This window comes from Dactylosporangium sp. CA-139114 (assembly GCF_050955725.1).
Taxonomy (GTDB): domain Bacteria; phylum Actinomycetota; class Actinomycetes; order Mycobacteriales; family Micromonosporaceae; genus Dactylosporangium.
Genome location: NZ_CP192080.1, coordinates 3,301,009 through 3,326,485 on the forward strand (window position 1 = coordinate 3,301,009; position 25,477 = coordinate 3,326,485).

24 protein-coding genes are annotated in these 25,477 nt (G+C 74.1%); 9 read left to right on the forward strand and 15 right to left on the reverse strand.

Annotated elements, in window-relative coordinates:
• Positions 1-78 precede the first annotated feature (78 nt).
• Positions 79-891, forward strand: a complete 813-nt coding sequence (locus ACQP2P_RS15000) for an NADP-dependent oxidoreductase (RefSeq protein WP_433616525.1) — start codon at positions 79-81, stop codon at positions 889-891.
• 37 nt (positions 892-928) lie between these two features.
• Positions 929-1,492: a Uma2 family endonuclease gene (locus ACQP2P_RS15005; protein ID WP_433616526.1), complete on the forward strand. Its 564-nt coding sequence runs from the start codon at positions 929-931 to the stop codon at positions 1,490-1,492.
• A gap of 402 nt (positions 1,493-1,894) precedes the next feature.
• Here the strand turns inward: ACQP2P_RS15005 and nrfD are convergent, their stop codons facing one another.
• The 4 genes from nrfD to ACQP2P_RS15025 all read right to left on the reverse strand — a co-directional run bounded on the left by nrfD (position 1,895) and on the right by ACQP2P_RS15025 (position 8,814).
• Positions 1,895-2,887 carry an NrfD/PsrC family molybdoenzyme membrane anchor subunit gene (gene nrfD, locus ACQP2P_RS15010; protein WP_433616528.1) on the reverse strand — a complete coding sequence of 331 codons (993 nt, stop codon included), beginning with the start codon at positions 2,885-2,887 and terminating at the stop codon, positions 1,895-1,897.
• Entirely contained in the window at positions 2,884-3,840 is a 957-nt protein-coding gene (locus tag ACQP2P_RS15015; protein WP_433616530.1) for a 4Fe-4S dicluster domain-containing protein, read from the reverse strand. Before ACQP2P_RS15015 ends, nrfD begins: the two co-directional genes overlap by 4 nt.
• Positions 3,840-7,052 carry a formate dehydrogenase gene (fdh, locus tag ACQP2P_RS15020; protein ID WP_433616531.1) on the reverse strand — a complete coding sequence of 1,071 codons (3,213 nt, stop codon included), beginning with the start codon at positions 7,050-7,052 and terminating at the stop codon, positions 3,840-3,842. The genes ACQP2P_RS15015 and fdh overlap by 1 nt, the downstream gene beginning before the upstream one ends.
• Positions 7,053-7,227: 175 nt before the next feature.
• Positions 7,228-8,814 (reverse strand): methyl-accepting chemotaxis protein, encoded by a 1,587-nt coding sequence (locus ACQP2P_RS15025; RefSeq protein ID WP_433616533.1) that lies wholly within the window; start codon positions 8,812-8,814, stop codon positions 7,228-7,230.
• 73 nt (positions 8,815-8,887) lie between these two features.
• On the opposite strand from ACQP2P_RS15025, the gene ACQP2P_RS15030 reads away from it, so the two are divergent.
• The gene (locus ACQP2P_RS15030) at positions 8,888-9,034 is read left to right on the forward strand and encodes a hypothetical protein (RefSeq protein ID WP_433616534.1); all 147 of its coding nucleotides are present in this window, start codon (positions 8,888-8,890) and stop codon (positions 9,032-9,034) included.
• A 263-nt stretch (positions 9,035-9,297) separates the two neighbouring features.
• On the opposite strand, the gene ACQP2P_RS15035 is transcribed toward ACQP2P_RS15030, so the two are convergent.
• The 11 genes from ACQP2P_RS15035 to ACQP2P_RS15085 are packed head-to-tail and all read right to left on the reverse strand — an operon-like array spanning position 9,298 to position 19,196.
• A complete protein-coding gene (locus ACQP2P_RS15035; RefSeq protein WP_433616536.1) occupies positions 9,298-10,677 on the reverse strand; it encodes an MmgE/PrpD family protein in 1,380 nt (459 codons plus the stop codon).
• Entirely contained in the window at positions 10,674-11,603 is a 930-nt protein-coding gene (locus ACQP2P_RS15040; RefSeq protein WP_433616537.1) for an LLM class flavin-dependent oxidoreductase, read from the reverse strand. The genes ACQP2P_RS15035 and ACQP2P_RS15040 overlap by 4 nt, the downstream gene beginning before the upstream one ends.
• Complete coding sequence (locus tag ACQP2P_RS15045) at positions 11,600-12,259, reverse strand: hypothetical protein (RefSeq protein WP_433616539.1); 660 nt, start codon at positions 12,257-12,259, stop codon at positions 11,600-11,602. Before ACQP2P_RS15045 ends, ACQP2P_RS15040 begins: the two co-directional genes overlap by 4 nt.
• Positions 12,256-12,624, reverse strand: a complete 369-nt coding sequence (locus ACQP2P_RS15050; protein WP_433616540.1) for an EthD domain-containing protein — start codon at positions 12,622-12,624, stop codon at positions 12,256-12,258. Before ACQP2P_RS15050 ends, ACQP2P_RS15045 begins: the two co-directional genes overlap by 4 nt.
• Positions 12,621-13,142 carry a hypothetical protein gene (locus tag ACQP2P_RS15055; RefSeq protein ID WP_433616541.1) on the reverse strand — a complete coding sequence of 174 codons (522 nt, stop codon included), beginning with the start codon at positions 13,140-13,142 and terminating at the stop codon, positions 12,621-12,623. The genes ACQP2P_RS15050 and ACQP2P_RS15055 overlap by 4 nt, the downstream gene beginning before the upstream one ends.
• Positions 13,142-14,020, reverse strand: a complete 879-nt coding sequence (locus ACQP2P_RS15060) for a DUF3891 family protein (RefSeq protein ID WP_433616542.1) — start codon at positions 14,018-14,020, stop codon at positions 13,142-13,144. The genes ACQP2P_RS15055 and ACQP2P_RS15060 overlap by 1 nt, the downstream gene beginning before the upstream one ends.
• The gene (locus tag ACQP2P_RS15065) at positions 14,017-15,348 is read right to left on the reverse strand and encodes an MmgE/PrpD family protein (protein ID WP_433616544.1); all 1,332 of its coding nucleotides are present in this window, start codon (positions 15,346-15,348) and stop codon (positions 14,017-14,019) included. The genes ACQP2P_RS15060 and ACQP2P_RS15065 overlap by 4 nt, the downstream gene beginning before the upstream one ends.
• Complete coding sequence (locus ACQP2P_RS15070; RefSeq protein WP_433616545.1) at positions 15,345-16,742, reverse strand: MmgE/PrpD family protein; 1,398 nt, start codon at positions 16,740-16,742, stop codon at positions 15,345-15,347. Before ACQP2P_RS15070 ends, ACQP2P_RS15065 begins: the two co-directional genes overlap by 4 nt.
• Positions 16,739-17,584: a cyclase family protein gene (locus ACQP2P_RS15075; RefSeq protein ID WP_433616546.1), complete on the reverse strand. Its 846-nt coding sequence runs from the start codon at positions 17,582-17,584 to the stop codon at positions 16,739-16,741. The genes ACQP2P_RS15070 and ACQP2P_RS15075 overlap by 4 nt, the downstream gene beginning before the upstream one ends.
• Entirely contained in the window at positions 17,581-18,414 is an 834-nt protein-coding gene (locus ACQP2P_RS15080) for an HpcH/HpaI aldolase/citrate lyase family protein (RefSeq protein ID WP_433616548.1), read from the reverse strand. The genes ACQP2P_RS15075 and ACQP2P_RS15080 overlap by 4 nt, the downstream gene beginning before the upstream one ends.
• On the reverse strand, positions 18,411-19,196 hold the full coding sequence (locus ACQP2P_RS15085) for an IclR family transcriptional regulator (RefSeq protein WP_433616549.1): 786 nt from the start codon (positions 19,194-19,196) through the stop codon (positions 18,411-18,413). The genes ACQP2P_RS15080 and ACQP2P_RS15085 overlap by 4 nt, the downstream gene beginning before the upstream one ends.
• Positions 19,197-19,402: 206 nt before the next feature.
• Between ACQP2P_RS15085 and ACQP2P_RS15090 the strand changes: the two genes are divergently transcribed.
• Genes ACQP2P_RS15090 through ACQP2P_RS15115 form a run of 6 tightly spaced genes read left to right on the forward strand, consistent with a single transcriptional unit; the run spans position 19,403 to position 25,468 of the window.
• Entirely contained in the window at positions 19,403-20,647 is a 1,245-nt protein-coding gene (locus tag ACQP2P_RS15090) for an ABC transporter substrate-binding protein (protein WP_433616551.1), read from the forward strand.
• On the forward strand, positions 20,644-21,672 hold the full coding sequence (locus ACQP2P_RS15095) for a branched-chain amino acid ABC transporter permease (protein ID WP_433616552.1): 1,029 nt from the start codon (positions 20,644-20,646) through the stop codon (positions 21,670-21,672). Before ACQP2P_RS15090 ends, ACQP2P_RS15095 begins: the two co-directional genes overlap by 4 nt.
• A complete protein-coding gene (locus ACQP2P_RS15100; RefSeq protein ID WP_433616554.1) occupies positions 21,669-22,721 on the forward strand; it encodes a branched-chain amino acid ABC transporter permease in 1,053 nt (350 codons plus the stop codon). Before ACQP2P_RS15095 ends, ACQP2P_RS15100 begins: the two co-directional genes overlap by 4 nt.
• The gene (locus ACQP2P_RS15105; protein WP_433616556.1) at positions 22,718-23,449 is read left to right on the forward strand and encodes an ABC transporter ATP-binding protein; all 732 of its coding nucleotides are present in this window, start codon (positions 22,718-22,720) and stop codon (positions 23,447-23,449) included. Before ACQP2P_RS15100 ends, ACQP2P_RS15105 begins: the two co-directional genes overlap by 4 nt.
• Entirely contained in the window at positions 23,436-24,137 is a 702-nt protein-coding gene (locus ACQP2P_RS15110; protein WP_433616558.1) for an ABC transporter ATP-binding protein, read from the forward strand. Before ACQP2P_RS15105 ends, ACQP2P_RS15110 begins: the two co-directional genes overlap by 14 nt.
• A gap of 11 nt (positions 24,138-24,148) precedes the next feature.
• Complete coding sequence (locus ACQP2P_RS15115) at positions 24,149-25,468, forward strand: MmgE/PrpD family protein (protein WP_433616559.1); 1,320 nt, start codon at positions 24,149-24,151, stop codon at positions 25,466-25,468.
• Positions 25,469-25,477 lie beyond the last annotated feature (9 nt).

The following is a 25,477-nucleotide window of genomic DNA, read 5'->3' on the forward strand; positions in this document are numbered from 1 at the left end:
CATCGACATATCCGATCGAATCCGACCCGCCGAGCATCGCGACAGCACCGAATATCAGGATCGGTGAAAGGCACCACCATGCAGGCAGTCCGCTTCCACCAATACGGCGACAGCACCGTCCTGACCGCCGAGGACGTCCCCACCCCGACCCCCGGTCCCGGCCAGGTCCTGCTCAAGGTCGCCGCGACCTCGTTCACCCCCGCCGACGCCGCGATCCGGGCCGGCCACCTCCGCGACATGCTCCCCCTGGACCTGCCGCACACCCCCGGCGTCGACGTCGCCGGCACCATCACCGCGCTCGGCGAAGGCGTGACCGGCTGGACCGACGGCGACACCGTCGTGGCCTTCCTGCCGCTCAACGCTGCCGGGGCCGCCGCCGACCATGTCCTCGCCGCCGCCGACCCCCTCGCCCCGGCCCCGACCACGGTCGACCTGCCCGACGCGGCCGCCCTGCCTGCGACCGGGCTGACCGCCTGGCAGGCCCTGTTCGACCACGCAGCCCTCACCGCCGGCCAGAGCATCCTCATCAACGGCGCCGGCGGCGCCGCCGGCACCTACGCCGTCCAACTCGCCCACCACACCGGCGCCCACGTCACCGCCGCCGCCAGCCCGGCCAGCGCCGACCGCATCCGCGGCCACGGCGCCGACCGCATCATCGACTCCACCACCACCCCCGTGACCAAAGCCGCCGGCATCCGCTACGACGTCGTGCTCAACCTCGTCGCGAACCACCTGGCGGCGGCTGCTTATGACCACTCCGTGAAGCGGATCGGCGCACAGTTCTGGCTCGGGCTCACGAGGTGCACGACACCACGATCCGGCCGTGCCGATCCTCGCCGTCTCGCTGCAGCGTCGGATGCCGGGGACCGCGCGCTCGGCTTCGGCCCTTGAACGGCTCGGCAGCTGGTGACCCCGTAAACTTTCCCGCATGAGCGCAGATGCTGTCGGCCGGCACATGCCGGCCATTGCCACGCTCGATGATCTGGCGGCGATGATGGCCGCGGACCCGCACGGGCATCGGTACGAGCTGAGCCCGGAGGGGGTTCTGTCGATCATGCCGCCGGCGGACGGTGAGCACGCACTTATCGCGACGCGCATCATGGCCTGGCTCCTTGCCGCCGGGTGGCCGGTTGACCAGATCGCGCAGGCGGTCGGCCTGGCCATCCCGGGCGCCGAGGGTGTCTCCGGTGGGCGCATTCCCGATCTTGTCGTCTGGGGGGAGCCGCCGGCGGATCCTCGGCAGGTGTGGCTGCCGGTGGCGAACGTACTGCTCGTGGTCGAGATCGTGTCGCGTGGCTCAGAGGCGGTCGACAAGGCGGCCAAGCCGCTGGAGTACGCCGGCGCGGGCATCCCCCAGTACTGGACGGTCGACCGGGACGCCGGCCAGACCGTCACGATGTACCGGCTGGCCCGCGACCGCTACGAGATGCGGGCGGCCACCCCGCTCGCGTGGGTGCTCAACACCTCGGTCACCGACCACCTGGGCATCTGACCCTGCCTTGCGGCCGGTCTTGACCGAGGTGAGGACGTTTGCGGCACGCTGGCCCTTGATGTGCTCGACCCGTTGCACTCGTCGAGCAGGGTGGCGGTGACCCAGGACCGCCAGAGCTGCGGGGTCGTGCTCGCGGCCGGCGTGGTCAGGGCGCCGCATCCACGGTCGGTGAGCTGCAGCCTCCCGCCGGCAAGTTGCGCGTTGGTCGCTGGCTGGCGCTGGTGGCGGCTGAGCCGTCGGCCGCGGCGGCGAGGAGGTCCGGGTCGATGCAGAGAAATTCGGCGGCGCTCAGCGAGGCGGTCAGCTGGTGGCGGTGATGTCTGCCCTGGTATCGACAGCGACCGCAGCTCGCTTCGCTGCCGGCCGTCAGGGCCTGGTCGACCGCGTCGGATGCAGAAGGTCTCAAGGTCCGCGGCGCTCGTCGGCCACCGGGCGGCGGGAGCGCTGCGGCACCACCGTGTACTTCGGGTCCTGCGCCGAGGCGACCCCGGCCTCGAAGACGCCGAACCGGGTGGCCAGCGAGGCGCCCAGCAGCGCCGCGCCGGACAGGGCCGACAGTGTCCGGCTGCGCCCGCCGAGCAGCGCCCCGGCGACCCCGGCGATGTTCAACGCACGCGCGGCGCGCAGCAGCCGTCCCGGCCGGCCCCGCTGGTACGGCTCGCTCAGCAGCCCCATGCCGGACCCGACTCGGCGCGCGGCGGCCAGCTCCAGCGCGGCGCCGGCAACGGCGAGCCGCCGGGCCGGCCGCGCCTGCCCCGGCGGGGCGGTGATCAGCCCGACGGCGCCGCCGCTGGCCAGCGCGCTGCCGGCGAACACGAACGGCAGGTCCGGATACGCCTCGTGCCACGACGGCGTCGCCGTGTCCGTGAGCAGCACCGCCGTGTAGGTCGCCAGCGGCGGGGCGGTCACCGCGGCGAGCAGGCCACCCGCCCGCCCCGCCGCCGCCAGGGCCCGGCGCAGCGGGCCGCGCCGCACCAGCCACGGCGCCACCTCACCCGCGACGGCGGCCGCGGCCGCGGCGCCGAACGCGCTGAGGACCCACGTGCCGACCGACATCGGCGAGGTCGGCTTCGCCACCCGCAGCATGTGGTGGAACCGCGCGGGCCGGCCCAGGTCGTTGATGAGGAAGTAGGCGCTCGCGCCGAGCGCGCCCAGCGCCGCGAACCGGCCACCGCGGCGCAGCGCGGGCCGGCCGGTCACGTCGCCGCCCGCCGCCAGCAGCGCGGAGCCGGCGGCCAGCCCGCCGGTGAACAGGTAGGCGGCGATGTCGTGGCGCCACACCGGCGCCTTGACCACCGGGCGGCCGTAGTAGGAGCGGAACTGCGCCGGCGGCACCCGCAGCTCCTCGCCGCCGCCGCGGTGGGGGCGCCGGCCCGGGCCGTGGTCGATGCTCATGCCCGCCGCCCGAGGAACGAGCCGGTCACGGCCGCCACCATGACCAGCGCCGCCAGCCCCGCCCGCCGCCACATCGCCGGCAGGTCGCGGGTTGTGACCACCGGATCCGGCGGCAGCCCGTACACCTCCGGCTCGTCGAGCAGCAGGAAGAACGCGCCGTCGCCGCCGACCCCGTCGTTGGGGTCGTTGCCGTAGAGCCGGGCCCCCGGCACGCCCGCCTCGTGCAGCGCTGCCACCCGGTCGGCGGCCCGCTCGCGCAACTCAGCGAGCGGACCGAACTGGATCGACTCGGTGGGGCACGCCTTCGCGCACGCCGGGGTGAGCCCGCCGTGCAGCCGGTCGTAGCACAGGGTGCACTTCCAGGCACGCCCGTCGCCCTTACGCTGGTCGATCACGCCGTACGGGCAGGCCGGGATGCAGTAGCCGCAGCCGTTGCAGATGTCCTCTTGCACGACCACCGTGCCGAACTCGGTGCGAAACAGCGACCCCGTCGGGCACACGTCGAGGCAGGCGGCGTGCGTGCAGTGCTTGCAGACGTTGGACATCATCAGCCAGCGCAGGTCCCCGTGCGGCCCGTCGGCCCGCCGGCCCGGCGGCTCCTTGCCGGGCATGCCGAGGAACTGTGTCGTCGCCGCCGGCGGCACGCCGGGCTCGGTGCCTGAGTCCTGAGCGGTGGTGGTCGCCGCCGCGGCCTGCGTGGCGGGGGCGGGCTGCTCGACGAAGGCGACGTGCCGCCACGAGTTCGCGGTCAGGCCGCCGGTGTTGTCGTAGGACATGCCCAGCAGGTTGAACCCGTCGTCGGGGACGTTGTTCCACTCTTTGCACGCCACCTCGCACGCCTTGCAGCCGATGCAGACGCTGGTGTCGGTGAAGAACCCGACCCGCTCGGGCGGATCGGCGTAGCCGGCGTCCGGCGCCGGGTCCAGCGGTCCGTACAGGCTGTTGCCGCCCATCAGGGCCCCTCTCCGGCGAGCCCCGCCCGGCGGCGGAAGCCTGCGACGTAGTCCAGCAGCGCCGGCCCGGTGGGCCGGTGCCCGGGGCGCACATCGCACGTGCCCACCTTGCTCTCCTGGATCAACACGTTGGGGTCGAGGACCACACCGACGAGGTCGTTGACCGAGTCGCCGGTGATCAGCCCGCTGTAGCCCCAGTGGAATGGCAGCCACACCTGGTGCACGACCCGCCCGTCGATGCGCAGCGGGGTGAGCCGGTCGGTGACGATCACCCGGCCCTGCACCGCGGCCCGTGCGGTGACCACGTGCGCCCAGCCGAGGTGGGTCAGGCCGCGCTCGGCCGCCAGCTGCGGCGACACCTCCAGGATCATCGCCGGCTGCAGCTCCGACAGGTAGGCCAGCGTGCGGCTCATCCCGCCGGCGGTGTGGTGCTCGGTCATGCGGCTGACGGTGAACACGTACGGGAAGACCGCGCTGGCGCTCGGGTTGACCGGGTTCTCCGGCCGGTCGTAGAGCCGGCGGGTCGGGTTGGCGTCCTGCGCGTACAGCGGGTTGCGCACCGGCGACTCGGGCGGCTCGTAGTGTGTCGGCAGCGGCCCGTCGATGAGCCCGGTCGGCACGTACAGCCAGCCCTTGCCGTCGCCCTGCTGGACGAACGGGTCGTCGCCGGCGATCGCCGCCGGGCCGGTCGCACCCGGCGGCGGCTGGTAGTCCGGCGACTTCGTGCGCTCGAAGTCCGGCACGTCCGGGCCGGCCCAGGCGCCCTCGCCGGCGTCCCACCACAGGTACCGTTTGCGTTCGCTCCACGGCCGGCCCTGCGGGTCGGCGGAGGCCCGGTTGTACATCACGCGCCGGTTGAGCGGCCATGCCCAGCCCCACTCGAGGGCCACGTCGCCCTGCTCGGTGCGCGGCTTGCGGCGGGCCGCCTGGTTGACCCCGTCGGCGTAGACGCCGGCGTAGATCCAGCAGCCGCCGGCGGTCGTACCGTCGTCGCGGTACTCGTCGAAGCTCGACAGCGGCCGGCCGGTCGCGGTGTCGTAGCCGTTGATCTCGCGCAGCACCGCCTCGGCGCTGGGCTCGTCATTCGCGCCGTGCACCGGGTAGTCCCAGGCCAGGTCCAGCAGCGCCCGGTCGCGCGGCAGTGCCGACCCGGCCAGCCGCTGCCGCAGCCGCCGGCCGAGATGGTAGGCGAACCACAGCTCGGAGCGGCAGTCGCCGGGCGGGTCGAGCGCCTTCTCCCGCCACTGCAGCAGCCGCTGCGTCTGGGTGAACGTGCCCTCCTTCTCCACGTGGGAGGCGGCCGGCATCAGGAACACCTCGGTCCGGCACCGCTCCGGCACGATCTCGCCGGTGCCGACCTCGGGGCCGTCCTTCCAGAACGTCGCGCTCTCGATCTCGAACAGGTCGCGCACGACCAGCCAGTCGAGGTTCGCCATGCCCAGCCGCTGCGCGCGGGCGTTGGCCGAGCCGACGGCCGGGTTCTGCCCGAGCAGGAAGTAGCCGCGGATCCGCCCGTCGATCATGTTGAACACCTGCTGGTACGTGCCGTGGTCGCCGGTCAGCCGGGGCAGGTGGCCGTAGCAGTAGTCGTTGTCCGCCGTCGCCGCGTCGCCGAAGTACGCCTTGAGCAGGCTGACCGCGTAGCAGGCCGCGTTGCTCCAGGAGCCCTTCTGCGCCGGGTGGCGCATCGAGCCGATCCAGTCCGACAGCGTCACGTGCCGCCGGTTGTCCGGCATCGGCAGATAACCGGGCAGCAGGTTGAACAGCGTCGGGATGTCGGTGGAGCCCTGGATGCTGGCGTGCCCGCGCAGCGCCATCACCCCGCCGCCGGGCCGCCCGACGTTGCCCAGCAGCAGCTGGATGATGGCGCCGGTGCGGATGTACTGCACCCCGACCGAGTGCTGGGTCCAGCCGACCGAGTACACCAGCGCGGTGGTGCGTTCGCGGCCGGAGTTGGCTGTCCACGCTTCGCAGACCTTGGCGAACTGCTCCGGCGGCACGCCGCAGACCTGCTCGACGACCTCGGGCGTGTAGCGGGTGAAGTGCCGCTTGAGGATCTGGTACACGCAGCGCGGATGCTGCAGCGTGTCGTCCCGCTGGACGCCCTCCGGTATCGGCACGCCGTGCGACTCGTGCTGCAGCGGCGAGGCGGTGGCCCGCAGCAGCGCGGCCTCGTCCTGGTCCGGCGCCCCGTCCAGGCCCGCGTACTGCCAGGTCGTCTGGTTGTACGTGCAGGTGCCCGGGTCGAAGCCGGAGAAGAGCCCGTCGAGGTCCTCGGTGTCGCGGAAGTTCTCGTTCACGATGAGCGCGGCGTTGGTGTAGGCCAGCACGTACTCGCGGAAGTCGAGCTCGTTACCGAGGATGTGGTTGACCACGCCGCCGAGGAACGCCACATCGGAGCCGGCACGGATCGGCACGAAGGTATCGGCGTGCGCGCTGGTGCGCGTGAACCGGGGGTCGACGTGGATGATCGTCGCACCGCGGGCCTTGGCCTCCATCACCCACTGGAAGCCCACCGGGTGCGCCTCGGCCATGTTCGAGCCCTGGATCACGATGCAGTCGGCGTTGGCCAGGTCCTGCTGGGGACCAGTGGCGCCGCCGCGACCGAAGCTGGTCCCCAGACCGGGGACGGTGGCGGAGTGTCAAATCCGGGCCTGGTTCTCGATCTGCACGGCGCCCATCGCGGTGAACAACTTCTTGATCAGGTAGTTCTCCTCGTTGTCCAGCGTGGCGCCGCCGAGGGCGGAGATGCCCAGGGTGCGCCGCAGCGGCCGGCCCTCGTCGTCGCGGTCCTCCCAGGTGGCCGCGCGCGCGTCGAGCACCCGATCGGCGATCATGTCCATCGCCGTGTCGAGGTCGAGATCCTCCCACTCGGTGCCGTACGGGCGGCGGTACCGCACCGTCGTCACCCGCCGCGGGCTGGTGACGAGGCTCTTGCTCGCCGAGCCCTTCGGGCACAGCCGGCCGCGCGAGATCGGGCTGTCCGGGTCGCCCTCGATCTGGGTGACCCGGCCGTCCTTGACGTAGACCCGCTGGCCGCAGCCGACCGCGCAGTACGGGCACACCGAGCGGGCCATCGAGTCGGCCTCGTCGGTGCGCGGCCGCAGGGTCAGCGACCGGCGCGACTGCGCCGCGGCCCCCCGGCCGAGCGGGTCGGTGCCGGTCAGCTGCCGGTAGACGGGCCAGGCCTCGAGCCACGCGCGGACACCCATGCGCCGCCGCTGCCCGGCCCCGGCGAGGATAAACCCGCGCGGCGGGTGGCACGGTGCTCCTCGTCCTTTGTGGATGTCAGGGCGACGGCGCTAGGCAGTGCGCTCGCGAGGAGGGCCAGCACACGCAGCGCGGCGCTGTCGTCGGGGTCGCCGCTGTGCTCGCGCGCCCGCGGGCCTACCGGTGCTTGAATCGTGCGACGAGGCTTTGCAGCTCGCGGGAGAGGCCCGCAAGTTCGCCGCTTGCCTCGCGGCCGACGGCGACGTTGCGGCTGGTCTCCTCGGCAGCGGCGGCGACCTCGGCGATGGTGGCGGCGATGGTCTGCGCGCCGCCGGCCGCCTCGCCGACATTGCGCGTCATCTCGCTCGTGGTGGCGGTCTGCTCATCGACGGCGGAGGCGATGGTGGTCTGGTACTGCGAGATCTCGCCGATGATCCGGCTGATCTGCTCGATCGCAGCGACGGCACTCTCGGTGTCCGCCTGGATGGTGCGCACGCGAGTGGCGATGTCCTCGGTGGCGCGCGCCGTCTCCTGCGCCAGGTCCTTGACCTCCGAGGCGACCACGGCGAAGCCCTTGCCGGACTCGCCGGCGCGGGCCGCCTCGATCGTGGCGTTGAGCGCCAGGAGGTTTGTCTGTTCGGCGATGGCGGTGATCACCTTGACGACATTGCCGATCTCGGCGGAGGACTGACCGAGTTTGGAGACGGTCTCGTTGGTGGTGCTGACGACGGTGACGGCCTGTCCGGCGACGCGGGCGCCTTCGCTGGCGTTGCGGGCGATCTCGCGGATTGACGCGGACATCTGATCGGCAGCGGCGGCGACGGTCTGCACGTTGCCGGAGACCTGGGCGGCGGTGTGGTCGGCGTCGCGGGCGCGGGCGGAGACCGACCCGGCGCTGCCGGCGACGCCTGCGGTGACGGTGTCGAGCTGGTTGGAGCTGCGGGCGACCAGTTCGGCGCTGCGGGCGAGCGCGGTGACCGTCTCGCGGACACTGGCGGTAGCTCGGTTGACCGCATCGGCCATGGCGCCGATCTCGTCCCGCCCGCCGACGGGTGTGGTCGTGGACAGGTCGCCAGCGGCCACCGCATTCATGGCGGCGACGACCGGTGTGAGCCGTCTGGTGATCGACGCGGCGACGTACAGGGCGAGGGCGGCGGCGACGGCCAGGCCGATGAGCAGGGTGAGCAGGACCTCGAGCCGGGCTTTGGAGTGCTGCGTATGGGCGTCTCGCACCGCGGCGTCGGCGTCGGCGGCCTGTTGCTGCGCCAGTGCGGCGACGGCCGCCTCCATCCCGGGCACGACCTTGCCGAAGTCGATCGTCGGCGCTCGGCCGGCGGCGATGTCGGCGATGGCGCCGGTGAACTGCTGCCAGAGCGAGGTGAACTCATCGACGGTTCGCTGTGCGGCGGCGCTCCTGGGTAGTTTCAGGTAGGCGTCGAGGGCGGTGTTCAGCTGTTGGATCGCCGCCGCGGTGCCCTGCTGGGCGGCGTGGATGAGTTGTGGGTCACCGTTGGCGTTGCCCTGCACTGCCGCATTGTGGTTGATCAGCGATTGGGCGCCGCGGATGTCGCCGAGCAGGACCAGCTGCCGGACGTTCACGGCGTGCAGTTGGCTGACCTTGTCGTCCATCGCGGCCATCCGTGACAACGCGGACGCGCCGGTGATGACTGCGGCGAGCGCCATGGCCGTCAACGCGAGCAGGATCTTGGTCCGGATGGCACGGTCGGCCAGCCAGCCGACGCCTCTGGCTTCCACGTCCGCCACCGGTGCACCGTCCTTGCGTCGACAAGATCCTGCATCCGTCGACATCGGCCCAGGAACCGCGCAGTTGAGGTTCTTGATCGAGCAGTTGCAACGGGCGTTGCTTTCCGGGATTGCCATAGGCTCGGCGTCCAACGGGGGATCGGGGATCAACAGCGCAGGGGCCAACCACGGCCGCGACGGCGGCGAAACGGCCAAAGACGACGGAGACGGCGGCGCCTGAGACGAAGGCAGCGGCGTCGGGCGGTCCCGGCATGAGCCGAGCCCGCACAAACTGGATCCGGCATGCGCCGAGCCCGCACGAGGCGCACAGCTCCCGCATCAGGCCGGCGGCGGTCGTCACGTGCGCGTGTGGCAGCGGGCCGTCGCCGGCGTGGAAGCGGGCCAGGTACGCGTCGAGGCGCGGACTCCCGTCCGCGCCGCGCCCGCCGCGCAGCAGTTTCACGGCGACGGTGCGCCCCAGGACCCCGCCGCCGCGGTGGACCGCTACGGGCAGAACGCGCCGATCACCTCGCGGGCGACGCGGGCCAGGCTGTCGCCGTCGGTGGCCGCGTCGCCGGTCAGGGCCGCGACCGCCGCGTCGGCCGTGGCTGGGCTGAGCACCTCCGCGGCGTTGCGGCGGAACTTGTCCGCGACCTCCGCCGGGCTCAGCGGGTCGCTCGGGTTGCCGCGGGCGTTGCGCACCGTCGCGGAGCGGGTCGCACCGTCGCGCCAGCGCAGCGTGGCGGTCGTCGGCCGCTCGCGGGGCAGTGCCGCGCTGAACGCCGGGTCCTCGCGCATCCGCACGAGGGCCGCCAGCTCGCCGACCCGCGGCCGGGCGAGGCGGTCGGGCAGGAAGCCCGGCGCCGCCAGCTCGCCGTCGAGCGCCAGGGTGGCCAGGCTGACCGGGACCGAGAACCGGGCGTGCAGGTCGGAGCCGACCTCGGCGGCCGACAGCGACGCCGCGAACGCGAACGTGTCCACCTCGATCGCGGCCAGGCCCCCGCCGAACGCGAGCGGGTCCGGGACGTCCGCGACCGCGAGCCGGTACGCGTCCAGGGCCGGATGCACCCAGCGGGCACAGGCGTACGGCTTGAGGTAGCTGTCGGTGATCCGCCAGCGGGTGCCGAGCTCCCCGGTAAGCTCCACTGTGGACAGATCGGTGGTGACCGCGCCGTTGAACAGCGCGCCCAGCTGACCCGCCGGTGCCGTGGCGCCGTCGGCGGCCCGGCCGGCCGCGGCGGCGCCGTAGTAGGCGCCCAGGCCGGTCCAGAGGTTGCGTACCGTGCCGCCGTGCATCGGCACGGCCAGGGTCGCCGCCAGCGGCAGCCCGCCGGCCAGCTCGACCGCGGCCGCGGTGCTCGCCGGGGAGAGCTGGTGCAGCAGCGCGGTGGCCAGGGCGGCGGCGATCGGGCCGTGGATGCCGTGCGGGTGCAGGCCGGGGCGCAGCGCCGTGCCCACGCCGAAGCGCATGCCGATCTCGTTGGCGAGCAGGAAGATCTCCAGCACCCGGCGGTCGCCGGTGCCGGCGGCCGCGGCGGCGTGCAGGAGGATCGGCAGGCAGTGCGGTGCCGGGTGCGCGGTCGGCACCGGCGGCAGCCGGTGGCCCTGCGGGTGGAACGAGCCGCCGGAGTCGGCGTCGAGCCAGGTGGCGGCCGCGCCGAGGGTGACCAGGCGGCCGAACGGCAGGTCCCGCGGCCCGGCCGGGGCGGCCGCGCGCAGCCCGTCGCCGAATGCCCGCACCGGCGGGTAGCGCAGGCCGCCGAGCAGGGCGCCGAGCGTGTCGAGCAGCAGGAGCCGGGTGAAGGCGACGACCTCGTCCGGGGCGTCGCCGAGCCGGGCGTCGTTGGTGAATGCGGCGATCCGCGCGGTGTCGATCTGCGTCATGTGCGCTTCCTGAGGGTGAATCCGTCGCGGACGGCGGCGCCGAGCGCGTCGAGCCGCTCGACCACGCCGCTGAGCGCGCCGGCCAGCACGATGCCGTCGACGCCGAGCGCGGCGAAGTCGGCGAAGCGGGCGGCGACCGCGGCCGGGTCGCCGGTGACCACGAACCGGTCCCGGACGTAGCGGTCGGCCTCCGTCGCCGCGCCGCGGGCCTCGGCCGTGCCGTGCTTGCGGTAGTCGTGCCCGGCGGCGACCGCGGCCACCGCCGGGCGCAGGCCGGCCGGTACGTCGAAGAAGTCGGCCGCGCGCTCCAGCCGGGCGGCGCACGAGCCGAGCACCGGGGCGGCGGCCGCGTCCGCCGCATCCTCGCCGTCGGTCACCACGGCCCGGACGAACATCCATACGGCGGCGCCGGGGTCGGCGGCCCGGGCCAGCGCGACCGCCTTGGCGACGGTCGACGGGTCGGCGCCGGCGTCCACCAGCACCCCACCGAGCCGGGCCGCGGTGGCCTGGATCGTGCGCGGACCCGAGGCGGCGCCGAGCACGCGGGCCGATCCGGGCACCAGCTCGCGCAGGGCGGTGAGGGACTCCTCGTACGCGCGCAGCGACGGCGGGGCGAGCCCCTCGTTGCGCACGGAGCTCTCGCCGCGCCCGACCACCATGAGCACCCGGCCGGGATGGTGCTCCTGCAGCGTGCGGACCGCCCCGGCGACCGCGGCCGGGTGGCGCAGCCCGAGGCTCAGCACGCACGGCCCCGCCATCCGGGCCGGCGTGGCCGACAGCACCCGCTCGGTCTCCACGACACAGTCCGGGAACAGCCGCGGGCTGTCGGCCAGCGCGACCCCGTCGAGGCCGGCGGCCAGCGCCGCGCGGGCCAGATCGACCGGGTCGGCGGTGCCGGCCGGCCGGGCGATGTTCAAAAGGATCACGACAGGGCCCCGACGATCGCGCTGAGCTCCACATCGGACGGTGCGCGGTCGAACGGCGCCGGAGTTCCGGACACCACCGCCAGGGTGTGCGCCAGACCGCCTGCCATCCCGGCGATCCCGGCCTGCCGGGCGCGCAGCGCCAGCCAGCCGGCGGCGAGCGCGTGCCCGGCCACCGGCTCGGCGGACGGGCCGGGTGGGGTGATCACCATCAGGCTGGCGGCCAGGTCGAGCAGCGCCGGCTCCTGTGCCGCCGGCACGCCGGCCAGCCGCGCCGCGAGCGCGGCGGCCGCAAGGACGTCGGTGCTGAGCCCGGCGACCGGCGACGGGGGCGCCGCGACGCTCGCCCGGGCGGCCAGCACGTCGGCGAGCGCGTCGGACAGTTCGGCCGCCGAGCGCCCGTGCTCCGCCCCGACGGCGAGGCCGACCAGGGTCAGCCCGGCGTCGAGGCCGAGCCCGGCCCGCCGGCAGCGCTCGCCGTTCCACAGCAGCGCCACGTACGTCTCGGCCCGGGTGCTGGCCCCGAGCAGCGGGAACGCCCCGTCCGGCGTGCCGGTCCGGGTCGCCCACGCGGCCAGGTCCGGCTCCGGCGCCGGCAGTGCCGACAGCTCGGTCAGCACCTCACCGAGGCGTCCCCAGTGGACGGCGGCGACACTCATCGCGCCGCGAGGCTTTCCCGGGTGACCTCGGTGCTCTGGTTGACGAGATAGAACTTGAACTTCGTGCGGCCGGCCGGGCCGCGCTCGGGCGCCAGCGGGTTCTCCTCGAACCAGCGCAGGTAGTTGGCGTACGCCTCCTCGTCGGCGTAGTGCATCTCGGCGATCCGGTAGAAGGTCAGGCCCTCGGGCACCGCCGCCGTGCCGCCGGAGGCCTGCCGCACCGGCCGGAGCACCTTGTTGAAGACGATCCGGTCCAGGTAGGGGTTGGCCAGCAGGTCGGGCGCGTGCACCTCGAAGAGCCAGCGCTCGTACTCCTCGGGGCTCACGCCTTCTTCGATTTCGTACCCGAGAATGGTCTTGATCATGTTTGTTGTCTCCTCACCGTCCACAGATGGGACTCCGCGTTCTCGCCGAAGCCCTCCAGGCGCACCCGGACCGGGTGGATGCGTACCCCCGCCAGCTCGGCCACTACCTGCTCGTCCGTCCGCAGTGGAGCCTTGGTGAAACCTCGGGCCCGCTGCTCGCTCACCCGCCGCCGGTAGACCGCGACGGTCCACTCCGGCGGCATCAGCTCGGCGCGCCCGCGGACCGCGACGAGCCGGGGCGGCAGCAGGTTGACGTCGAAGACGGCCGGGTGCTCGTTGGTGGCGCCCGGTGCCGACGCGCCGACCCAGGTGACCAGCGTGCGCGGGTCGCGCCGCCACTGGCCGAGCCGGCGGTGCCCGGCCCGCTGCACAAGGCTGATCGACCAGTCGTCCTCGAGGAACGCGGTCGTGGTGCGGGTGACCGGGTAGCCCTCGTCGTCGATCGTGGTCAGTTGGGCGAACCCGGCCTCGGCGCGCACGAAGGCGGCGGCTGCGACGCGGGCGGTCTCGAGGTCCATCAGCGGCTCCACGGCGCCAGGCGCCAGCTCGTCACGGTGGGGGCGGTGCGGCCGACCCGGGCGGCCAGCTCGGCGTGGTCGAACGCGCGGTCGGGCACGGCGGTACTGGCCACCTCGACCTCGATGCCGTCGCGGTGGAACGGATACGGGTCGAGCCACACCTCGCCGGGCACCCGGACGCCGGCGGTGATCCGCACCGCAGCGCCGAGCGGGTGCGGCCGTACGGCGGGCAGCAGCACGTCCTCGGCCGCGTGGGCGAGCGCGGCGAGCTGCGGCCCCCACGGGGTGGCGGGCCCGGGCGCCGGGGCCGGCTCGTGCGGCATCACGCACAGGTACAGCGAGAGCAGGTCCCACAGCTGGAGCAGCTCGAAGTTGTGCCACAGCCGGTTCTCGAACGCGGCCCGGGGCTCCTGCTGGGTCCAGGCCAGCCGTTTGGCGTCGATCCAGCGCCGCTCCTCGGCGTCGACCGCGGCGTCCTGCGCGGCCCGCCCGTCCGCGCCCACGTCCAGCCGGCCCCGGGCGCCGGGCGCCGACCAGCGGCCCCGGTAGAGCCCGGTCCAGTGCATGCCGACCAGGACGCCGGCGTAGACGTCGCCGAGCGCGACCCGCTCCACGCCCTGCCGGTAGAGCCGGACGTGCTCGCTCGCGTCGATCTCCAGGAAGTGCAGCGGCCGGCGCTCCAGCTCGTGGAAGAGCACGCGGGCGTCCCAGGCCCGCCAGCCCTCGTCGTGCCGGGCCGCCGCGGTGCGCACCGGTGCGCCCGGGGTGGGCGCCTCGAACACGTCGTTGCCCCAGGCCTCCGCCAGCGCGCCGGACACCCGTCCGTGCTCGACCTGCTCCACGAGGTGCAGGGCGCCGTCCCGGCGGGTGACGATCATCGCGCCGCCTCGCGCAGCCGGGCGCCGAGGTCGCGGACCGGGGCGTCGCCGGCCAGGCCGTCGATCGCCGCGAGCACTGGGCCGGCGTGACCGGGGAACCGGTGGTCGAGCAGCCGCCCGGCCTTGTCGCGTACCGCGTCGCGGGAGAAGGCCCGCTCGTCGTCGCCGCGCGGCCGGTCGGCCGACCCGGTCAGCTCGGTGCCGTCGGCGCGGACCACCCGCACCCGGGCCGGCCGGCCGTCGGGGTAGCCCGCGTCGAGCGCGGGGTCGTGCGTCACCCGGACCCGGGCGGCCAGGTCGCGGACCGCGGCCGAGCGGACCGTCTGCGTGGTCAGGGTGGTCTCGTCGAGCCGGCCGGTGAGCAGCGCGACGGCGACCGACGTCGGCACGCTGAACCGGGCCGCCAGCTCGCTGTCGGCGACCTGGTCGAAGCCGGCGGCGTGCGCGAACGCGCGCACCTCCACGGCGGCGACGTCGGCCAGCGGGCCGGTGACCCGCACGATGTCGGCCACCGCGTCGTTGACGCCGTGCAGGTGCGCGCAGGTCGGGTGCGCCTTGGTGTAGCCGTGGAGCACCTCGTACCGGTCCCGGCCGTCCGTGAGCGCGCTGGGCTCCCAGCCGCGGGCCGCGACCGCCGCGAGGTGCCGCTCGAGCGCGCCCGGCCGCGGTTCGAGCCCGGCCACCGCGGCGCCGCCGAGGCTCGCGCCGAGGTGTACCGAGGCGCCGAGGAACGCGTGCCCGCCGGAGTACCCGCCGAAGACGGCGGCCGCGTCGCTGAGCAGCACGGCCGAGGCGGCCAGCTCGATCGCCCGGCGCATGGCCGCGGCGTCGCCGGGCGCGAGCAGCCGGGCGACCCCGGCCGCGACGCCCACCTGGCCCCAGGTGCCGATGTCGTGCACGCCCTGCGGCGTGCCACCCATCGCGCGCCCGACGCGCACGCCCACCTCGTAGCCGGCCAGCACCGCCGAGAGCAGCGCGGTGCCGCTGGCGTCCCGCTCCTCGGCGACGGCGAGCACGCCCGGCACCACGTGCGAGGCGGGGTGGCCGCGGGCCGCCCGGTGTCCGTCCTGGAGCTGGTCGGCCGCAATCGCGCTGCCGTTGAGGAACTGGGCGCTCGCCACCGGCCAGCCGTGTGCCGAGCCGACCACGGTGGCGTGGCCCGAGCCGCCGCCACCACCGGCGGCCAGCGCCGCCAGCTCGGCCCGCCCGCTGCCGAGCGCGGCGACCGCGACGGTGTCGGCGACCAGGTCGACGACCCGCTCGCGGACCGCGGCCGGCGCGGCGGACCAGTCGGTGGCCGCGGCCGTCGCGGCGAGCGCGTCGATCATCCCCGCACCCGCTCCATCAGCGCGGCCACGTCCGGCGCCGCGGCGAGATCGAGCACGGCGGCGGCGATGGCGTCGCGGTCGGGCACACCCTCGGCGTTGAAGGCGAACTTGGTGGCCAGCTCGGCCGAGCTGAGCGGGTTGTCCGGGCCGCCGCGGTTGACGTCGACGCGCACCTCGTGCCGCGTTCCGTCGCGCAGCTCGACGCGCAGTACCGCGGGCAACTGGTTCGGGAAGATCTCGTCGCAGCGCGCGTCCGCCACGCAGCGGACCTTGGCGGCCAGCGCCAGCCGCTGCTCGTCGGCGGCCGCGGCATCGGTGAAGTCGTCGTGCCCGAGGCCCAGCCCGCCCCCGCCGAGCAGCGCCGCCGCGACCGTGTACGGGCCGCTGAACGCCGCGTGGTAGCCGGATTCCGGGCGGGCCTTGTCCGCCGCCGGCTCGGCGATGGTGCGCAGCACCGGCGACGGCACGCCCAGCTCGATCGACTCGATGGCGGCGGGGTCGACGCCCTGCGCCCGCAGCGCCAGGGCCGCGTCGATGCCGGCGTGGGTGAAGTGGTTGCAGGGGTAGGGCTTGAAGAAGATGCCAGGCAGTTCCCAGTGCGTGCCGAGCCGGTCGACCACCGCGTCGACGTCGGCCCGCTCGCCGCAGAAGGCGTGCAGGAACCCGAAGCGCCCCTCGACCACCGTCGGCGGGCCGGTCAGCCCGTGCCGGGCCATTTCGGCCGCGACGACCCCGGAGTGCGCGGCCCAGCCGCAGTGCACCCGCTTGACCGTGCCGCCGGTGCGGTTGGCCTCCAGCAGGCCGGCGCCCATGCTCGCGGCGATGCCGGCCGCGTGCGCGATGCCGTCGGCGTCGAGCCGGTAGAGCATCGCCGCGGCGACGGCCGCGCCGATCGCGCCGCAGATCGACGTGGCGTGCTGGCCGCGCTCGAAGAACTCTGAGTTGCCGAGCTTGCGGTCGTAGCCGCCCATGCCGAGCCGCACCGTGACCTCGATGCCCATGCCCGCCGCGTCGAGCAATGCGGCGCCGGACGCGGCGGTCGCCTCGGCGGCGGCGAGCGCGGCCGGCACGACCGGCGACGACGGGTGCAGGACCGACGGCAGGTGGGTGTCGTCGAAGTCGAGCGAGTGCGCGCGGGTGCCGTTGACCAGCGCCGCGGCCGCGGCCGGCAGACGCCGCCCGGTGCCGATCGCGACCGCCTGCTCCGCGCCGCCCCAGCCTTCGGCCACCGCGGTCACGGCGCGGACCGCCGGCAGTCCCGTCGCGGCGAGGCTGTTGCCGATCAGGTCGAGCACCCGGCGCGCGACGTCGTCGCGCAGGTCGCCGGGCAGCCCGGTGCGGCGCACCTCGTCGGCGAGGGCGGCGAGGCGCTGGACGACGGTCTGGCCGGTCATGCGGACACCGCCGCGAACGGACGGATCGGTGAGCCGGTGCCGCCGACGATACGCAGGGGCGCCATGACGAAGACGAACTCGGTCAGCCCCTCGGCGGCGGCGTGCTCCAGGTTGAGGTGCTCGATGATGTAGATGCCGGCCTCGACCAGCAGCACCCGGTGCACGGGCAACACACTGTGCCCCGCGCCCGGCTGGATCTGCTCGTACGCCGTGGTGTCGGAGCCGGTGGTGACCACGCCCCGGGCTGCGAGCCACTCGGCCGCCTCCGGCGTCGCCCCGGGCACGCCGTCGCGCTGGCCGAGGTAGGTAGCGGCGTCGTCGAAGTGCCGCGCCCAGCCGGTGCGCACCAGCGCGACGTCGCCGCGGCCGACCTCGACGCCGGCCCGCTTCTCGGCCGCGGCCAGGTCGTCGGCGGTGACGCCGTAGCCGGCCGGCAGGACGTCGACGCCGTGCGTGCCGGCGACGTCGAGCAGCACGCCCCGGCGCAGCAGCGGCGGGGTGTGCTCGGCGCCGAGCGCGGTGAACCGGCCCCCGATCTGGGCGGCCGCGGCGTCGACGCCGCCGTGCAGCTTGCCGTCGTGGCTGACGTGGGACAGCGCGTCGACGTGGGTGCCGACGTGCCCTCCGGTCACGATCATCTCGTTGGACGCGGACCCGCCGTCGGGACGCACCATGTCGCCGTGGCGGCGGATCAGGCTCATCCGGAAGCCGGGGTGGTTCGGCGAGCACGGCATGCCCGTGAAGTGCGGGTGCCCGAGCTCGACGAGCCGGACGCCCGCGGTCACGGCCGCGAGCAGGGCGTCGGGGCCGGGCGCCGGGCGTGGCTGCGGCTCGGTGGTCAACTGGTTCCTCCTGGGGATGGTTCGGACGGGTGGTGCAGGTCGAGCACGAGCCGGGCGCGGCGCACGACCGCGGGGTCGACGAAGCGACCGTTCCCGTCGAGTACCGCGGCCTCGCCGCGCTCCTGCGCACGGGCCGCGGCGTCGAGGACCGCCTGTGCGGCCGCCACCTCGGCGGCGCTCGGGGTGAAGATCTCGTGGACGACCGGGATCTGCCGGGGGTGGATCACCGACCGGCCGACGAACCCGGTGTCGCGGGCCCGCCGCGTGCTGGCCCGCAGGCCGTCGAGGTCGGCGACGTCGGTGTAGACGCTCTGCACGGGTGAGGGCAGCCCGGCGGCGCGGGCGGCGACCACGACCCAGCCGCGGGCCCAGGCGAGTCCCTCGTCGCCGGTCACCCGCAGGTCGGCGGCGAGGTCGGCCTCGCCGAGGCCGAGCCCGGCGACCAGCGGATGGGCGGTCGCCAGCTCGGTGGCGCGGGCCAGGCCGGCCGCGCTCTCGATCAGCAGCTGCAGGGGCAGGTCGGCGCGGGTGCCGACCTCTCGGACAAGCGCCGGGTCCGCGCTGCGCGGCAGCCGCAGGCCGGCCACGCCGAGGCCGGCCAGGGCATCCACATCGGCCTCGCCCCACGGGCCGGCCGGGTCGTTCACCCGGATCCAGACCGGGCTGCCCTCGGCGGCCAGGCGGACCGCGGTCTCGCGGGCGGTGGTCTTCTGCTCGGCCGGCACCGCGTCCTCGAGGTCGACGACGACCACGTCCGCGCCGGCGGTGAGCGCCTTGGCCACCCGCTCGGTGCGGTGGCCGGGCACGTAGAGCCAGGAGCGCGGCGTCATCGTGCGTCCTGCGGCAGCCCGCCGGACCAGCCCAGCGCCCGGGAGATCCGGTCGGCCGCTGCCCGCACCATCGGGCCGAACCGTTCCCGCGCAGCCGCGTCGACGCGGTGCGCCGGACCGCAGACCGAGATGGCGCCGACGACGGTGCCGTCGATGTCGAAGACGGGTGCGGCGACCGAGCCGGCGCCCTCCTGCCGCTCGCCCTCGGAGTTGGCCAGGCCCTCGGCGCGGATCGTGACGAGCCGCTCGCGCAGCCGTTCGGCGTCGGTGACGGTACGGCCGGTCAGCGACGGCAGCTCACCCGACAGCACCGCCTCCTGCTCGGCCGGTGGGAGGAACGCCAGGATGCACGTGCTGGAACTGCCGGCATGCAGTGGGTACCGGCGGCCGATCTCGACGGTCATCTTGATCTCCCTGGTGCACTCCACCTGGTCGAGGTACACCCGGCCGCCGTGCACCCTGGCCGAAACGGTGGTCGTCTCGCCGGTGTCGAGGTGCAGCTCACGTAGGGTCGGCATGGCCACCGAGCGCAGCTGCGACTCGCGCAGCGCGCGGGCGCCGAGCGCGGCGGCCGCGGGGCCGAGGTGGTAGGCCCGGCTGGCCGGGTCGCTGACCAGGAGCCTGCGTTCCACGAGCGTCTGCAGGATTCGGTACACCACGGCCTTGGACAGGTCGAGGCTGCGCGCGATCGCGGTGACCCCGAGCCGGTCCGGTCCATCGGTGAACAGCAGGAGGACGTCGGCCACGCGGGTCGCCGCCTCGGTGCCCTGACTCTCGGCCACGTCCACATCCCCATCATCGACGTTTCTGCCAGCGGAACGAAATTCCAGCACCAGTTGGCATCGTGGTCAACCCCATGAACCGGCTCTTTACAGGCACAAAAGAGAATATGCGCCCTCCTCTTGACCCGCTCAGCGGGCAGTGCAAGCATCAGCCCTCATGCGACGTTCCGTGCGGCGGAACACAGTCACCACCCCCAGGAGCTGACATGAGGAAGACCTGGACCCTGAGCCTCGCCTTAGCGCTTCCGCTGGCGCTCGCCGCGTGCGGCGGGTCCGCGCCGGCGGGCACGAGCAAGGGCGACGGCGGCCAGTCCGGCGGCACCATAAAGATCGGTTCCCTGCACCCGCTGAGCGGCTCCTCCGCGGCCGACGGGCAGCAGATGGACAACGGAGCAAAGCTGGCCGTGGAGGCCATCAACAACGCCGGTGGCATCAAGTCGCAGGGCGGCAAGAAGCTCGAGCTGCTCAGCGGCGACACCCAGGGCAAGCCCGAGGTCGGCCAGAGCGAGGCGCAGCGCCTCATCCAGGCGGGCGCCGTCGGCCTCGTCGGCACCTACCAGAGCGCGGTGACCACGAACGTGGCCACCGTGTCCGAGCGCAACAAGGTCCCGCTGGTGATCGACGTGTCCAGCGCCGACTCCATCCTGGCGCAGGGCTACAAGTACACGTTCCGGGTGCAGCCCAGCTCGACCGTCCTCGGCACCGCCGGCGCGGATTACCTCGAGCAGGTGGCCAAGGCCGCCGGCAAGCCGGTCAAGAAGGTCGCGGTGCTGCACGAGCAGGGCGCGTTCGGCACCGCGGTGCGCGACGCCTTCAAGGCCGAGGCCGCGAAGGCCGGCATCGAGGTCGGTCCGGCCATCGCCTACGACGCCGCGAACGTCTCCGACCTGACCACCCAGCTGACCCAGGTCAAGGCGAGCGGCGCGGACGTGCTGATGGTGGCCGGCTACTACCGCGACGGCGTGCTGGTCGCCAAGGCCGTCGACACCGTCAAGCCGGCGCTCAACGCCGTCTACGGCGTGGCGGACGGCGCGTTCGACCTCCCGCAGTTCCCCAAGGAGGTCGGCGCCGCAGGTGAGGGCTACTTCGACGCCAACTACCACGCCGACATGACCAACCCGGACATGCAGGCCCTGGCCAAGCTCTACCAGGAGCGCTACAACGACCAGATCCGCACCGGCGCCGTGCTCGCCTACGACTCGGTCAAGGTGATCGCCGACGCGCTGGAGAAGTCCGGCAGCGCCGACCCGAAGAAGGTCCGCGACGCGATCGCCACCGGCTCCGTGCCGACCCTGATCGCCGGCAAGGGCCCGATCAAGTTCGGCCCGACGGGTGAGAACGAGAACGCCTCCCCGATCCTCATGCAGGTGCAGGGCGGCGTGCCCAAGCAGGTGTTCCCGGCCGACAAGGCGGAGACGCAGCCCATCTACCCGGCCTTCAAGAGCCAGTGACCTCAACCCCTGACCAGGACCACGCCGCCGGCACCAGCGGCGTGGCCACCCTGGACCCCGAAGAGGTGCGCGCGGCCGCCCGGCGGCGGGTGCCGTGGCAGCGGATCGCAGTGATCGCGGCGCTGATCGCGCTCGCCGTGGCGGTCGCCTACCTCCGGTCGGGCAGCGGCGTCGTGGTGACGCAGGCCGTCGTGACCGGAATCCTGATCGGCGGCGTGTACGGCCTGATCGCCATGGGCCTGACGCTGATCTTCGGCGTGCTCGACATCGTCAACTTCGCGCACGGCAGCTTCCTGGCCGTGGCGCTGTTCCTCACCTATGGGCTGACCCAGGCCGGGTTGCATCCGTACGTCGCACTCGCGATCAGTGTCCCGGCGATGTTCCTGCTCGGCGTTCTCGTCCAGCGGGGCATCCTGTCCGGGGCGATGGGCAAGCCGCTGGAGAACCAGCTGCTGATCACCCTGGGCATCTCGCTGGTCATCGAGAACGCGCTGCTGCTGTTCTTCGGCGGCAACCCACGCTCGGTGGCGCTGCCCGGCGACCGCGGCGTGCCGATCCTCGGTGCCGTCGCCAACCTGTCCCGGATCCTCGCCTTCGCCGGCGCGCTGGTCCTGGCCGGCCTGCTGTTCCTGCTGCTGCGCCGGACCCGGCTCGGCACCGCGATCCGCGCGGTGGCCGCCAACGACACCGGCGCGCAGCTGGTCGGCATCGACACCCGGGTCATCTACGCGGTGACGTTCGCGATCGGCACGGCCTGCGCCGGTGCGGCCGGCACGCTGGTCGCGCCGATGGTCACCATCGAACCGACGACCGGCTCGCTGTTCAACATCGTGGCGTTCGTGGTCGTCGTGCTGGGCGGCATGGGCAACGTGGTCGGGGCCCTCATCGGCGGCCTGATCATCGGCCTCGCGGAGCAACTGGGCGGCATCTACCTGCCCGGGCAGTCGCCGCTGCTGTCGGTGTTCATCGTGTTCGTGCTCGTGCTCTTCCTGCGGCCGCAGGGACTGTTCCGGAGGGCGGCATGACGACGACCACGACCGACCCCGCCGCGGCGGGCACGGCGGCCCCGCGGCCGCTGCCCCGCCTGCCGTGGAACCGGCACCTGCTGGCGATCGCGGTGCTCGCCGTGATCCTGGTGCCGCTGCCGTTCGTGCTGCCGCCGGCGCAGGCCGCCGTCGCGGTGCGGGTGCTCATCTTCGCGCTGATGAGCATCGGCTGGAACATGATGAGCGGCTTCGGCGGCATGTTCAGCTTCGGTCACGCCGCCTACTTCGGCATCGGCGCCTACGCCAGTGGCTGGCTGCTGGTCCGGCACGACGTCTCGCCGTGGATCGGGATGCTGGTCGGCATGGTGCTCGCCGCGGCGTTCGCCACCCTGATCGGCTTCCTGGCCCTGCGCTACAAGCTGCGGGGGGCGTACTTCGCGCTGGCCACGTTCGCGTTCGCGGAGATGCTGCGGCTGTGGGCGACCAACAGCGAGTTCGTCAACCGCGCGTCGGGCTACCACGTGCCGCTGCGCCCCGACACCTCGTGGTGGTACCTGCAGTTCGAGCCGGACTCGCCGAACTACTTCTGGATCGCGCTCGCGCTGACCGTGCTCGCCCTCGTGGTGAGCGTGCAGTTCGTCCGCTCGCGGGCCGGGCAGTTCGCCAAGGCGGCCCGGGACGACGAGGACGCGGCGGCCGCGGTCGGCATCCCGGTGATGCGGTACAAGCTGCTCACGATGGCGCTCTCCGCCGCGATCACCGCGGTCGCCGGCGCCTTCTACGTGCAGTACTTCCTCTTCATCGACCCGGACCTCGGCTTCGGCTCGGCCGTGTCGATCCAGGCGATCCTGCCCGCAGTGATCGGCGGCGTGGCCACCATCTGGGGCCCGGTGATCGGCTCCGTCGTGATGGGCCCGCTCAACGACGTCACGGCCACGATCCTGCGCGACCCGCCGGCGGCGCTGGCGTTCCTGCAGGGTCGCGGCGGCCTCGACGTCATCGTGTACGGCATCCTGCTCATCATCATCGTGCTGCTCCTGCCCCAGGGCATCTACGGAGCGCTCCGCAAGAGGTGGTCGCGCCGATGACGCTGCTTCAGGTCGAGGGCCTCGCGAAGTCCTTCAAAGGTCTGCGCGCGGTCGACGACGTCAGCTTCGAGGTCGCCGAGGGCAGCATCCTCGGCGTGATCGGGCCCAACGGCGCCGGCAAGACCACGATGTTCAACCTCGTCGCCGGCGCGCTGCGGCCGGACGCGGGGCGGGTGCGCCTCGGCGGCAAAGAGATCACCGGCCACGCGCCGCACCGGATCACCGCCGCCGGGATGACCCGGACGTTCCAGCTCATGCGGCCGTTCTACTCGATGACCGTGCTGGAGAACGTGACCGTCGCGGTGCTGGCGGGCGGCGCGGCCAAGCGCACCGCGCGTGAGCGCGCCGCCGAGGTGATCGAGCGGGTCGGGCTCGGCAAGTGGCGCGACGCACCGACGGAGGGCCTGCCCACGGCCGCGCTGAAGCGGCTGGAGCTGGCCCGCGCACTGGCCAGCAAGCCGCGTGTGCTGCTGCTGGACGAGGTGCTCGCGGGTCTGGTGCCCGCGGAACGCGCCCCGGTGATGGACCTGCTCGAGCAGCTGCGCACGCAGGACGGCGTGACGCTGGTGTTCGTCGAGCACATCATGGCCGCGGTCATGCGGCTGTCGGACTCGGTGCTGGTGCTCGACCTGGGCCGGGTGCTCACCTCGGGCGCACCGCAGGAGGTGACCCGGGACCCCCGGGTCATCGAGGCATACCTCGGGGAGGACCCGCATGCTCAGGCTTGAGGGGCTGTCCGCCGGCTACCACGGGCTGCAGATCCTGCACGAGCTCGACCTGCGGGTCGACGAGGGCGAGATCGTGGCGATCGTCGGGGCCAACGGCGCCGGCAAGACCACGACGCTCAAGGCCATCTCGGGGCTGATCAAGCCGACCGCCGGGCGCGTCATGTTCGGCGGCAAGCGCGCCGACGGGGTACGCCCGAGCGAGCTCGTCGCCCGCGGCCTGCTGCACGTGCCGGAGGGGAGGGCGCTGTTCGGCCCGCTCAGCGTCGAGGAGAACCTGCGGATGGGCGGCTGGACCCGCGGCCGCAAGTCCATCGAGGAGCCGCTGCGCGAGGTCTTCGAGCTGTTCCCGGTCCTGCACGAGAAGCGCCGGCAGGCATCCGAGACGCTCAGCGGCGGCCAGCAGCAGATGCTCGCGATCGGCCGCGCGCTGATGGCCGGACCCCGGCTGCTCCTGCTCGACGAGCCCTCCACGGGCCTGTCGCCGAAGCTGACCTGGACGGTGCTCGACGCCGTCAAGGCGATCCGCGAGCGGGGCGTGGCGGTGCTGCTGGTCGAGCAGAACGCCGCGCACGCGCTCAACCTGGCCGACCGGGCCTACGTGCTGGAGAGCGGCAGCCTGGTGCTCGACGGCCCCGGTCCCGCACTGGCGCGCGACGACCGGGTCCGCGCCGCGTACCTGGGGTTGTGATGGAGTCGACGGTGCACGCGCTGGACCGGCTCGGTGCGTGGGTGGCCGGCCTGCGCTGGGCCGACGTACCCGAGCCGGCCCGCGATCGGCTGCGACTGGTGTTGCTGGACTCGCTCGGTGTCACCGCGGTCGGCGCCCGGCAGTCCGAGCAGCGGGCCCTGGCCGAGGCGTGGCGCCCCGGCCAGGGCCCGGCACCACTGGTGGGCGGTGGCCGGCTGATCACGGTGGAGGCGGCCGCGTGGCTCAACGCCACCGCGATGTGCCGGCTGGAGCTCGACGAGGGGCACAAGTACGCCAAGGGCCACCCGGCCGCGCACGGGTTCCCGGCCGTGCTCGCGCTCGCCGCCGATCTGGGCGCGCCCGGCGCGGAGACGATGACCGCGCTGCTGGCCGCCTACGAGGTGGCCGCCCGGTTCGGCCGGGCGACGACGCTGCGCGCCGGCATGCACCCGCACGGCAGCTGGGGCGTCGCCGGTGCCGCGGCCGGCTGCGCCCGGCTGCTCGGGCTGCCGGCCGAGCGGATCGCGGCCGCGCTGGACGCGGGCGGTGGCCTGCCGATCGCCGGTCACTTCGCCAGCGCGCTGGACGGCAACCCGATCCGCGATGCCTGGCTCGGCGCCTCCAACGTGTCCGGCCTGGCGGCGGCGCGGATGGCCGCGGCCGGCGTCGCGCGCAACACCGGCACGCCCGCGTACTCGCTGGGCGAGGCGCTCGGCCGCTTCGACCCGGCGCCGCTGACCGACGCGCTGGGGGAGCGCTGGGAGGTCGAGCTCGGCTACTTCAAGCGGCACGCGTCCTGCTCGTTCACCCACCCCGCCGCCGACGCGGCGCTGCGGATGCGGGCCGACCTGCCGCTGGACGCCGTCGAAGCGGTGCTGGTCGAGACGCACTCGCTGGCCGGCGGCCTCGGGCGCACCAGCTGGGACAGCCGGCTCGGGGCGCTGTTCTCGACCCCGTTCGTGGTCGCGGCCGCGCTCGTGCACGGTACCGTCGACCCCACCGTCTCCGCCGATGACCGGCGCGACGACCCGCGGGTCCGCGCGCTCGCCGCCAAGGTCACCCTCCGGGTCGCCGACGACCTCGACGCCCGCCTGCCCGATGAGCGCGCGGCCCGGGTGACCGTGCGCACGGCCGGAGCCGCGCCGCGGGTGGTCGAGGTACCCAACCCGATCGGCGACGCCGCGCACCATCCGATGGCCGAGGGCGACGTGCTGGCGCTGCTCGGTCGCCTGCTCGACGCCGGCACCGTCCGGACCGTGCACGAGGTGGCGTCCGGCCTGGCCGCCAGCCCCGACGCCGGCCCGGAGCTCCGGCGGCTCGCCGAGATCTGAAAGGAACAC

Bases quoted from the DNA above. Each gene is read 5' to 3' on its own strand.
- ACQP2P_RS15000 (WP_433616525.1), top strand. From the start codon at position 79: ATGCAGGCAGTCCGCTTCCACCAATACGGCGACAGCACCGTCCTGACC.
- ACQP2P_RS15005 (WP_433616526.1), top strand. From the start codon at position 929: ATGAGCGCAGATGCTGTCGGCCGGCACATGCCGGCCATTGCCACGCTC.
- nrfD (WP_433616528.1), bottom strand. From the start codon at position 2,887: ATGAGCATCGACCACGGCCCGGGCCGGCGCCCCCACCGCGGCGGCGGC.
- ACQP2P_RS15015 (WP_433616530.1), bottom strand. From the start codon at position 3,840: ATGGGCGGCAACAGCCTGTACGGACCGCTGGACCCGGCGCCGGACGCC.
- ACQP2P_RS15035 (WP_433616536.1), bottom strand. From the start codon at position 10,677: ATGACGCAGATCGACACCGCGCGGATCGCCGCATTCACCAACGACGCC.
- ACQP2P_RS15045 (WP_433616539.1), bottom strand. From the start codon at position 12,259: ATGAGTGTCGCCGCCGTCCACTGGGGACGCCTCGGTGAGGTGCTGACC.
- ACQP2P_RS15050 (WP_433616540.1), bottom strand. From the start codon at position 12,624: ATGATCAAGACCATTCTCGGGTACGAAATCGAAGAAGGCGTGAGCCCC.
- ACQP2P_RS15055 (WP_433616541.1), bottom strand. From the start codon at position 13,142: ATGGACCTCGAGACCGCCCGCGTCGCAGCCGCCGCCTTCGTGCGCGCC.
- ACQP2P_RS15060 (WP_433616542.1), bottom strand. From the start codon at position 14,020: ATGATCGTCACCCGCCGGGACGGCGCCCTGCACCTCGTGGAGCAGGTC.
- ACQP2P_RS15065 (WP_433616544.1), bottom strand. From the start codon at position 15,348: ATGATCGACGCGCTCGCCGCGACGGCCGCGGCCACCGACTGGTCCGCC.
- ACQP2P_RS15070 (WP_433616545.1), bottom strand. From the start codon at position 16,742: ATGACCGGCCAGACCGTCGTCCAGCGCCTCGCCGCCCTCGCCGACGAG.
- ACQP2P_RS15080 (WP_433616548.1), bottom strand. From the start codon at position 18,414: ATGACGCCGCGCTCCTGGCTCTACGTGCCCGGCCACCGCACCGAGCGG.
- ACQP2P_RS15090 (WP_433616551.1), top strand. From the start codon at position 19,403: ATGAGGAAGACCTGGACCCTGAGCCTCGCCTTAGCGCTTCCGCTGGCG.
- ACQP2P_RS15100 (WP_433616554.1), top strand. From the start codon at position 21,669: ATGACGACGACCACGACCGACCCCGCCGCGGCGGGCACGGCGGCCCCG.
- ACQP2P_RS15105 (WP_433616556.1), top strand. From the start codon at position 22,718: ATGACGCTGCTTCAGGTCGAGGGCCTCGCGAAGTCCTTCAAAGGTCTG.
- ACQP2P_RS15110 (WP_433616558.1), top strand. From the start codon at position 23,436: ATGCTCAGGCTTGAGGGGCTGTCCGCCGGCTACCACGGGCTGCAGATC.